The sequence below is a fragment of the Gemmatimonadota bacterium genome (genome assembly GCA_039715185.1).
Lineage (GTDB): Bacteria > Gemmatimonadota > Gemmatimonadetes > Longimicrobiales > RSA9 > DATHRK01.
The window spans coordinates 24131-32879 of sequence record JBDLIA010000033.1; the positions used below are offsets into that span (position 1 = coordinate 24131).

At 74.0% G+C, this 8749-nt stretch carries 10 protein-coding genes; 7 read left to right on the forward strand and 3 right to left on the reverse strand.

The features are described 5' to 3' along the window. Positions 1-11: 11 nt before the first annotated feature. From ABFS34_08050 to ABFS34_08070, 5 genes are all read left to right on the forward strand, one after another. Positions 12-548: a YIP1 family protein gene (locus ABFS34_08050; GenBank protein ID MEN8375385.1), complete on the forward strand. Its 537-nt coding sequence runs from the start codon at positions 12-14 to the stop codon at positions 546-548. Continuing rightward, a complete protein-coding gene (locus ABFS34_08055) occupies positions 545-1240 on the forward strand; it encodes a formate dehydrogenase accessory sulfurtransferase FdhD (protein ID MEN8375386.1) in 696 nt (231 codons plus the stop codon). The genes ABFS34_08050 and ABFS34_08055 overlap by 4 nt, the downstream gene beginning before the upstream one ends. A gap of 5 nt (positions 1241-1245) precedes the next feature. Continuing rightward, the gene (locus tag ABFS34_08060; GenBank protein MEN8375387.1) at positions 1246-1950 is read left to right on the forward strand and encodes a molybdenum cofactor guanylyltransferase; all 705 of its coding nucleotides are present in this window, start codon (positions 1246-1248) and stop codon (positions 1948-1950) included. Then, positions 1947-3338: a gephyrin-like molybdotransferase Glp gene (gene glp / locus ABFS34_08065; GenBank protein ID MEN8375388.1), complete on the forward strand. Its 1392-nt coding sequence runs from the start codon at positions 1947-1949 to the stop codon at positions 3336-3338. Before ABFS34_08060 ends, glp begins: the two co-directional genes overlap by 4 nt. Positions 3339-3399: 61 nt before the next feature. Further along, entirely contained in the window at positions 3400-5076 is a 1677-nt protein-coding gene (locus ABFS34_08070; protein MEN8375389.1) for an electron-transfer flavoprotein:ubiquinone oxidoreductase, read from the forward strand. Between the two features lie 12 nt (positions 5077-5088). On the opposite strand, the gene ABFS34_08075 is transcribed toward ABFS34_08070, so the two are convergent. The 3 genes from ABFS34_08075 to ABFS34_08085 are packed head-to-tail and all read right to left on the reverse strand — an operon-like array spanning position 5089 to position 7559. Continuing rightward, positions 5089-5808, reverse strand: a complete 720-nt coding sequence (locus ABFS34_08075; GenBank protein MEN8375390.1) for a helix-turn-helix domain-containing protein — start codon at positions 5806-5808, stop codon at positions 5089-5091. 8 nt (positions 5809-5816) lie between these two features. Further along, positions 5817-6797 (reverse strand): electron transfer flavoprotein subunit alpha/FixB family protein, encoded by a 981-nt coding sequence (locus ABFS34_08080; protein ID MEN8375391.1) that lies wholly within the window; start codon positions 6795-6797, stop codon positions 5817-5819. Between the two features lie 15 nt (positions 6798-6812). After that, positions 6813-7559 carry an electron transfer flavoprotein subunit beta/FixA family protein gene (locus ABFS34_08085; GenBank protein ID MEN8375392.1) on the reverse strand — a complete coding sequence of 249 codons (747 nt, stop codon included), beginning with the start codon at positions 7557-7559 and terminating at the stop codon, positions 6813-6815. 155 nt (positions 7560-7714) lie between these two features. On the opposite strand from ABFS34_08085, the gene ABFS34_08090 reads away from it, so the two are divergent. Both ABFS34_08090 and ABFS34_08095 read left to right on the forward strand, forming a co-directional pair. Continuing rightward, a complete protein-coding gene (locus ABFS34_08090) occupies positions 7715-8197 on the forward strand; it encodes a hypothetical protein (protein MEN8375393.1) in 483 nt (160 codons plus the stop codon). Between the two features lie 138 nt (positions 8198-8335). After that, a complete protein-coding gene (locus ABFS34_08095; GenBank protein MEN8375394.1) occupies positions 8336-8698 on the forward strand; it encodes a hypothetical protein in 363 nt (120 codons plus the stop codon). Positions 8699-8749 lie beyond the last annotated feature (51 nt).

Here is an 8749-nt window from a genome sequence, read left to right on the forward strand (position 1 = left end):
GGAGGCTGCGCGTGGACACCATCGCTCCGAATCGTTCGCTCCTGGACCGCATGGCGGGAGCCGCGCGCCTCGACATAGAGGTGTACGAGGAGGTGGAGCACGACCCGACCGCGACCTCGCAGGCCGCTATCGTGGTGGGCCTCGTGGCGCTCGCGGCGGCGATCGGCGGCGCGGGCTCGGGGGGCGCCGCGTTCTTCGGTGGCGTCGTCGCCACGTACGCGGGCTGGCTCCTGTGGTCTGGAATCATCTACCTGATCGGCGCACACCTGATGGGGGGCACCGCCACCTGGGGAGAGGTGCTGCGCACGGTAGGTTTCGCGCAGTCGCCCGGGGTTCTGTACGTGCTGGCGATCCTGCCCCTGATCGGGGGCGTCATCGAGGCCGCCGTCTTCGTCTGGCTCCTCGTAGCCGTGTTCATCGCCATCCGCCAAGCGCTGGACGTGGGCAACGGCGCGGCGGCGCTCACGGCGGTGCTGGGCTGGATTCCCTACCTGGTGGTGCAGGTCGTGGTGCGGGTGTTCACCGGCGTCTGGCCCAACCTGCTTTGAGCCGGGGCGCGGTCGAACCGGTCGAGGAGCGCGTCTACGCGGTGACCCTGTCGGGCGCTCCGGTGGCGGTGCTCACCGCGTCGGCGTGCGACCCCGCAGAGCTCGCCGCGGGGCACCTGCTGGCGCGCGGGCACCCGTGGGACGCGCTGAGAGCGGCGGCGTTCCGCGTGGACGACGGTTCGGTGGACGTGGATCTGCCGCCCGAGGCGGCCGACGCCGGCGCGTGCCTGCGCGCGCACAGGACGACGGAGGGCGTGGCGCACGTGCTGGGGTGCGGAGGCTGTCGCGCGCTCCTGGGCGCGGGCGACGCCCCCCTGCCCGGCCTGGACGAGCTGCGCGCCCTGATGGGGGAGCTCTACGGCGAATCGTCGGGTGTGCACGCGGCGGGCCTCGTCCGGGGCGCCGAGTTGGTCCTTCGGCTGGAGGACGTGGCGCGCCATTCGGCGCTGGACAGGCTGGCCGGGGCGGCGCTGCGGCGCGGCTGGGACCCCGCCGGGCTGGGGCTCGTCACGACCGCGCGCATCAGCGGCGAGATGGCGTACAAGGCGGCGCGCGCCGGCCTCGCCTGGGTGGCGAGCCGCTCGGTCCCCACCACGCTGGCCACGCGCATCGCGGCGACCGCGGAGCTACCCCTCGCGGCGCGCGCAGGCACGCCGCGCCAGCGAGTGTTCGCGGGCGTGCTGGCCTCGTGACCGGGATGGGTGGCGACCCGCCGGGCGGTGACGCCGCGGGACCGGCCGTGGCCCGCGCGGACGCGCCCGCCACGCACGGCTTTCTTGGGGCCATCCTGGTGGGAGGCAAGAACACCCGCTTCGGGGACCACAAGGGCATGGCGAGCGTGGGCGGCGTCCGGATCGCCGACCGGGCGCGCCGGGCGCTGGCCGAAGCGGGCTGCGCGCGCGTGGTGCTGATCGCCAACGAGCCGGAGGCGTACGCGCCGCTCGGGCTGCCCAGCCGCGCCGACGAACGCGCCGGTCTGGGGCCGCTGGGGGGGCTCCACGCGGCGCTGCTGTGGGCGCAGGAGTTGGGCGCGCCGGGCGCGCTCGTGGTCGCCGGAGACATGCCGTTCGTCGCCCCCGGCTTGCTGCGCGAGCTGGCCGAGAGCGCCGCCGGCCCGGACACGGACGCGGCCGTGCCCCTGAGCGACGGCAAGCGCGGCCTGGAGCCGCTGTGCGCCGCCTACGCGCTCGCCTGCCTGCCCGCCATCGAGGAGAGCGCCCACGGCGGCGGCGCGCGCCTCGTGTCCTTCTACGACGACGTGCGGGTGCACGCGATGCCGAAGGAGCGGGTCGCGGCGTTCGGCGACCCCGCGCGCCTGTTCCACAACGTCAACACGCGCGAGGAGCTCGAGGAGGCCGAGCGGCTGGCCGCCGGCGCCCTCGTCAGCGGGCGCGACGCGTGAGCGGCGCCGGCCGTGACCGCCGGAAGGCGGACTGGCTGGACGTGGCGGAGGCGCTCACCCGCGTCCTGGACGCGGTCGCGCCGCTGCCCGCCGAAGACGCGCCGCTCGCCGAGGCCGCGGGCCGAGTCCTCGCCGCCGACGTCGCCGCCCCGTTCGATCTGCCCGGCTTCGACAACAGCGCCATGGACGGGTTCGCCGCGCGCGCCGAGGACGTCCGCGGCGCCACCCGCGACGCCCCGGTGAGTCTCTCGGTGGTGGCCGACGTGCCGGCGGGCTCTGTGGCGCCCGAGCCGCTCGGCGCGGGGCAGGCGGCCAAGGTCATGACGGGCGCGCCCGTGCCGCCCGGCGCGGACACTGTGGTTCGGGTGGAGCAAACCGACGCGTGGCGGGGCGACGGCTGGGGGCGCGCCGCCGGCGATCGGGTGGCCGTGCTCTCCGACCGGGACGCGGGCCGCAACATCCGCTTCCGCGGCGAGGACCTGCGCGCGGGCGATGTCGCGCTCGCCACCGGCGCGCACGTGGACCCCGCGGCGGTGGCGGTCCTGGCGGCGCTGGGCGTGGAGAGCGTGAGCGTCCACCGCCGGCCGCGCGTGGCGATCCTGTCCACGGGCGACGAGGTCGTGCCCGCCCGGCGCGCGGCCGAGGCGGCCGCAGGCAGAGCGGTGGTGGACGCCAACGGCCCGGCGCTCGCCGCGGCCGTGGCGGCGGCGGGCGGCGAGCCACTGGCCCTGGGCATAGCGCGCGACGACGCGGCCGACATCCGGGCGCGCGTGCGCCGCGGCCTGGACGCCGACGCGCTGATCACCACCGCGGGGGCGAGCGTCGGCGAGCACGACGTGGCGCGCTCCGCGCTGGCCGAGCTCGGGCTGCGGACCGATTTCTGGCGCGTGCGGATCCGGCCGGGCAGCCCCTTCTCGCTGGGCCTGATAGCACGCCCGGACGCACCCGACCTGCCCGTGTTCGGGCTGGCCGGCAATCCGGTGTCGGCGCTGCTGACGTTTCTGATCCTGGTGCGGCCGGCGCTGCTGCGGCTGGCCGGCCAGGCCGCGCTGCTGGCGCCGGTGATCGACGTACGCGCGGCCGAGAGGCTCGGCTCGCGGCCCGGCCTCGTGCACCTGCTGCGCGTCCGCCTGGAGCCCGACGGCGCGGGCGGCTGGCTGGCTCGCGGCGCGGGCGCGCAGGGCTCGGGCGTCCTCAGCACCCTGGCGGCGGCGGACGCGCTGGTGGTCGTGCCGCTGGACAGCGACGGCGTCGAAGAGGGCGAATCCGCCCGCGCGATCCCCCTGCGCCCACCCGAGGCGTGGTCGCCGCCCCTCGCCGGCGACGTGCTGCGCCCCGGGGTGGCCGGCGCATCCGGCCCCGTCGCGGACGAGCGCCCGGAGCCTTAATCTTCCCGCGCCGCGACCGCGGACGCGACGCAATCGACCGACATCAAGGAGCGAACGCCCCATGGCCCCTGAGGCCCAGAGCGGACTTCGGGTCCTGCCCTCCGCCCACCAGATCCGGCTGCCCACCGAGCGCTTCATCCGGGCCGAGCCGCTGGACGAGGAGCACGTGCCCATGGACGTCGTCTTCGTCGGCGGCGGCCCCGCCGGCCTGGCCGGCGCCATCGAGCTCGCGCGGCTCGTGCGCGAGGACAACGAGGCGGGCGGCGGCATCGGCGACGTCGAGATCGGCGTGCTGGAGAAGGCGGGAGAGCTGGGCGAGCACAACCTGTCGGGCGCGGTGGTGGACCCGCGCGCCTTCCGCGAGCTGTTTCCCGATCTGTCGGACTCCGATTTCCCGTTCCGGGGCCCGGTGACGAAAGAGTCGGTCTACCTGCTCACCGAGGGCAGGTCGATCCGGATTCCGACCCCGCCCACGATGGCCAATCGCGGCAGCTACATCGCCTCGATCTGCGAGATCGTGCGCTGGCTGGGGGAGCGCGCGGAGTCCGCGGGGGTCAACCTGTTCACCGGATTCCCGGTCGATTCCCTGCTGGTGGACGGCGACGCCGTGGTGGGCGTGCGCACCACGCCGTCCGGCCTGGACCGCGACGGCAACGCGGCGCCCGGCGCGCTGCCCGCCACCGACGTGGCCGCGCGCGTGACCGTGCTGTCGGAGGGCACGCGCGGCGCGCTGGCCATCGCCTACCGCCAGTGGCAGCACATCCACGCCCCCAACCCGCAGATCTACGCGCTGGGCGTGAAGGAGGTGTGGGAGACCAAGGTGTCGCTGGACCGCGTCATCCACTCCCTCGGCTGGCCGCTCCCCCGCGACGCCTTCGGCGGCAGCTTCTGCTATCCGCTGGCGCCGGACCTGATCGCCATCGGCCTCGTCGTGGGCCTGGACTACCGCAGCACCGCGTTCGACCCGCACGTGGCGCTACAGCGGATGAAGCTGCACCCCCTCTTCCGGCCCTACCTGGAGGGCGGCCACCTGGTGGAGTGGGGCGCCAAGACCATCCCCGAAGGCGGCTTCCACGCGCTGCCGGAGCGCTGGCACGGCGACGGGCTGCTGATCGCCGGCGACACCGCCGGCCTCGTGGAGGTGGCCTCGCTCAAGGGCATCCACTACGCCATGCAGTCGGGCATGTACGCCGCGCGCACGATCTTCCGCGCGCTGAAGGCCGGCGACGTGGGCGCCGCGGCGCTGGCGGGCTACGACGACATGATCCGGGGCGGCTACATCTACCATGACCTGCGCGAGCGTCGGAACATGCGGCTGGCGTTCAAGGCCGGGTTCTTCGTGGGCGGAGCCAAGGCCGCCCTCATGACGCTGACCAGGGGGGCGATCCCCGGCGCCAAGATCGACTCTGAGAAGGACGCCGCGGAGCCCAAGCTCGCGGGCGACCCCGCGCCCTTCTCGCCCGACGGCGAGCTGACCTTCTCCAAGGTGGACGCGGTCTTCAAGTCGGGTAACCAGACCCGCGACGACATCCCGAGCCATCTGATGGTGGGCGAGGACATCCCGCCCGAGGTGGCCGACATGTACGCGGCGATGTGCCCGGCCGGGGTCTTCGAGCGAGAGGGCGACAGGCTGGTCGTCAACGCCCCCAACTGCATCGACTGCAAGGCCACCGACGTGCTCGGCCCGCGCTGGTCCCCGCGCGAGGGAGGAAGCGGCCCCCGCTACCGGACGATGTAGGGTGCGCCGGCCCTAGCGGGCGATGGAGGCCTCGCGGTAAGCGGCCACTCGGCGGCGCAGGTCCTCGGTGCTGGTGGGCGCGTCGGCCACCCCCAGGTAGCCCAGGAAGGACCGCGTCAGCTCTATCACCAGCGCGTCTTCGTCCAGAGCGTCCGCGCCGGGCCGGGCCGGGCCGAACAGCACCTCCTCGCGCAGCGTGGCCAGCAATTGCCGGATCGCGACCGGCACCGCGCGCGCGGGATCGGGGTGGCCCATCTCCGCGTAGCGCGGCTTCATGAGGGAGCGGATGCGATCGCCCACCGCGGCGTCCAGCATGGTGGAGCGCCGCAGCGGCTTGCCGTCGGCGTCGGTGAGCGCGTGCAGGAGGTAGGCGCGCAGCGAGTCCGCGCGCAGCGCATAGCCGCGCACGAGGATGCGGACCAACTCCCCCACCAGGACCGCGGCCGGGGCGCCTTCCCAGCGCGTGGGGTCCAGGAACGTGCGCCACTGATCCTCGGCGCCGCTCCAGAAACGGTTTTGCAGGTGGTGCAGAAGCGCCTCGCGGCCGTCGAAGCGCGCGTAGAACGACCCCACCGATACGCGCGAGCGCTTGATCACCTCCTGCACCGTGACCTCACCCAGGCCGCGCTCGGTGGCTATGGCCTCCGCCGCGTCCAGGATTCGCTCCAGGCTGCGCTGGCTACGCGCCTGCCTGGGCGGACGGAAGCGCGGACGCGCCCCTGGCCGGGCCAATGCGCGTCCTAGCCGGCGCTGACGCGCCGGATCTCCTCGGCCAGGCGCGGCAGGATCTCGGACGCGTCACCGACGATGCCGTAGTCGGCCACCTTGAAGATCGGCGCGTCGGGGTCCTTGTTGATCGCGACGATCGTCCCCGCCGTGCGCATGCCGGCCAGGTGCTGGATGGCTCCGCTGATGCCCACCGCGAAGTAGAGCCGCGGCGACACCGTCTTGCCCGTCTGCCCCACCTGCTCGGAGTGCGGGCGCCACCCGGCGTCCACCACCGCGCGCGACGCGCCGAGCGAGGCGTTCGGGCCCAGCGAGTCGCGCAGGTCCTCCAGCAGGCTCCAGTTGGAGGGGTCCTGCATGCCGCGCCCGCCGCTCACCACGATGGGCGCCTCGCCCACGTCGGGCCGATCTCCCGAGCCACCGAGGACCTCCCGACGACGCACCCTCCAGCTCCCGGGATCGACCGCCGCCGGCACGCTGTGCACCGCTCCCGCGCGTGCGTCCTCGACCGGCGTGAAGACGTTGGGTCTGAGCGACACCAGCGCCGGCGTCGCCTGCACCGCGACCGTGGCGATCGCCTTGCCCGCGTAGACCGGGCGCGTGACGATCACCGAACCGCTTTCCGACCCCAGCGCCGTGGCGTCGGTGGCCAGCGGCAGGCCCAGGCGGCCGGCCACGCGAGGCGCCAGGTCCTTGCCCTGCCCGGTCGCGCCGAACAGCACCGCGCCGTAATCGCGCCCGTCCAGGAATCCGGCGACGGCCTGCGTGTAGCCCTCGGCGTGGTAGTCGGCCAGTGCCTCGTGGGCGCAGTCGAAGACAGCGTCGGCGCCGTGGCGCGCCAGGCTCTCCAGCGCCGCCCCACCGGGGCCCACGACGAGCGCGTGCGCCTCACCGCCGAGCGCGTCGGCGAGCGCCCGCGCGGCCGTAACGACTTCGTTGGCGACGCGCCGCGGCGCGCCGTCCTTCAACTCTATGACCGCCAGTACGTTGGACATTGATCTCCGGTGGACCTACAGAACCTTGGCTTCTTCGCGCAGCAGCCGGACCAGCTCCGGCACCGCGTCCGCTCCCTCGCCCACCACGCGCCCCTCGGGACGCGCGGGCGGCTCCGCCAGCGAGCGCACCGCCAGGCGCGCCTCGCCCGGAGCGGCGTCCTTCTCGACCAGCGGCTTGCGCTTCGCCGCCATGATGCCCTTGAGCGAGGGGTAGCGCGGATCCTTTTCACCCTTGGTGACCGTGACGGCGGCGGGCAGCGGCACCTCCAGGACCTCCACCGCTCCCTCCACCTCGCGGTGGCACACGGCGGCGCCGTCTTCGACATCAACCGTCGCGGCGACCGACGCCGCCGGCAGGCCGGCGAGCTCGGCGGCCATGAGGCCCACCTGCTGCTGGTCGCCGTCCACCGCCTTGACCCCGAAGAGCACCAGGTCGGGGGCGCGCTCGGCGATTTCCGAGGCGATCGCGCGCGCGGTGGTGAGCCCGTCCATGCCCACGTCGGCCTTCAGCAACACCGCGTCGTCGGCGCCCATCGCCAGGGCGGACCGGAGCTGCTCGGCGGACGCCGCGTCGCCCACGCTGAGCGCAGTCACGGTGCCTTCGCCGGCCGCCTCCTTCAGGCGCAGGGCGGCCTCCAGCGCGTACTCGTCGTAAGGGGATACCACGTACTTGAGTCCCGCCTGATCGACGCCGCCGTCGGGCTGGATCTTGATGCGGGCGGCCGTGTCCGGCACCCGTTTAACGCAAACGACGATATTCACGATAGTATGTCTTTGTGTTCAGGGTCGTGCGAAGCACGGCAAGGTACCGGCCGCGGCCGGGAGGTGTCCAGGCCCGACGCCCCTTCCGGGGGAACTCCGGCGAGGCCCGGCGCGCTTCCTGAGCCGAGTCTCACAGAACCCCCGGGAGTCGACCCTTGAAACGCGCGCTCGTGCTTCTCTCGATCATCGCCGCCTGCGCGGACGCCGAGCCTCCTCCTGAGGCCGACGGCGGGCCCGCTGGCGAGGAAGCGCCGGCGGCGGCCGCAGCCGGTGACCCGTGGGCGGCGACCTCCAGCGGTGGCGTCGCGGTGCGCGCCGTACCCGACCCCGATCCCCCCGCGCTCGGCGCGGTCGTGTTCACCATCGAGGCCGACGACTCGACGCCTCTCTCGGTCGATCTGGTCTCGCCCTCCATGCCCATGCACGGCGTCATCCGCTACCCCCTCGAGCGCGCCGCGAACCGCCTGGTGGCCACGGTGGAGATCCCCATGGAGGGCGACTGGGTGCTCTACGTGAACTTCGACGAAGCGGGCGCCCACGCGGCGGAGCTGCCGTTCCAGGTGGACGGGCCTGCCGGCGGCGGCGCCGATCACGCGCACGGCGCCGCGCCGGCCGAAGACCCCGGACACGAGCACTAGCCGGAGCCCCGGACCAGCGCACATCGCGGCGGGACAAAACCCGGGAACCCCGGGACCCACGTGTGCCTTCTGAGGACGTCTCTTACGGCCGGTGCCCGCACTGACGCCGGCGTAATTGCCCCCCAGATGGAGGTACCTATGAAGCGTGTAGCTCTCTCGGTCGCGGCTCTCGTCGCCTTCGGCGCGACGGGGCTCAACGCCCAGGAAGCGGCGGAGAGCGAGACCCTGACCGTCACCGTCGTGGATCTGTCGTGCAAGGTCGTGCACAACCTGTCCGGCGACGACCATCGCATGTGCGCCCAGGTGTGCGCCGACAAGGGCATCCCGCTCGCGCTGATGACCGAAGACGGCACCATCATGGTACCGGTCAGCATGGGCATGCCGGGCGTGGGCGACAACGAGCGCCTCAAGGAGCACGCCGAGAACACCGTCACCGTCACCGGCAAGGTATTCGACCGGGGAGGCCTCAAGACGATCGCGATCGAGGAGATCGAGGCCTGAGCGGCCGCGCTCCCTTCGCGACGTTACACCCGAAGGGCGGGCGCCTGGCGC

What these genes read in the sequence shown, in the direction of transcription:
- ABFS34_08095 (MEN8375394.1), top strand. Translation starts at nt 8,336, where the DNA reads ATGAAGCGTGTAGCTCTCTCGGTCGCGGCTCTCGTCGCCTTCGGCGCG.
- ABFS34_08060 (MEN8375387.1), top strand. Translation starts at nt 1,246, where the DNA reads ATGGGTGGCGACCCGCCGGGCGGTGACGCCGCGGGACCGGCCGTGGCC.
- ABFS34_08080 (MEN8375391.1), bottom strand. Translation starts at nt 6,797, where the DNA reads ATGTCCAACGTACTGGCGGTCATAGAGTTGAAGGACGGCGCGCCGCGG.
- ABFS34_08070 (MEN8375389.1), top strand. Translation starts at nt 3,400, where the DNA reads ATGGCCCCTGAGGCCCAGAGCGGACTTCGGGTCCTGCCCTCCGCCCAC.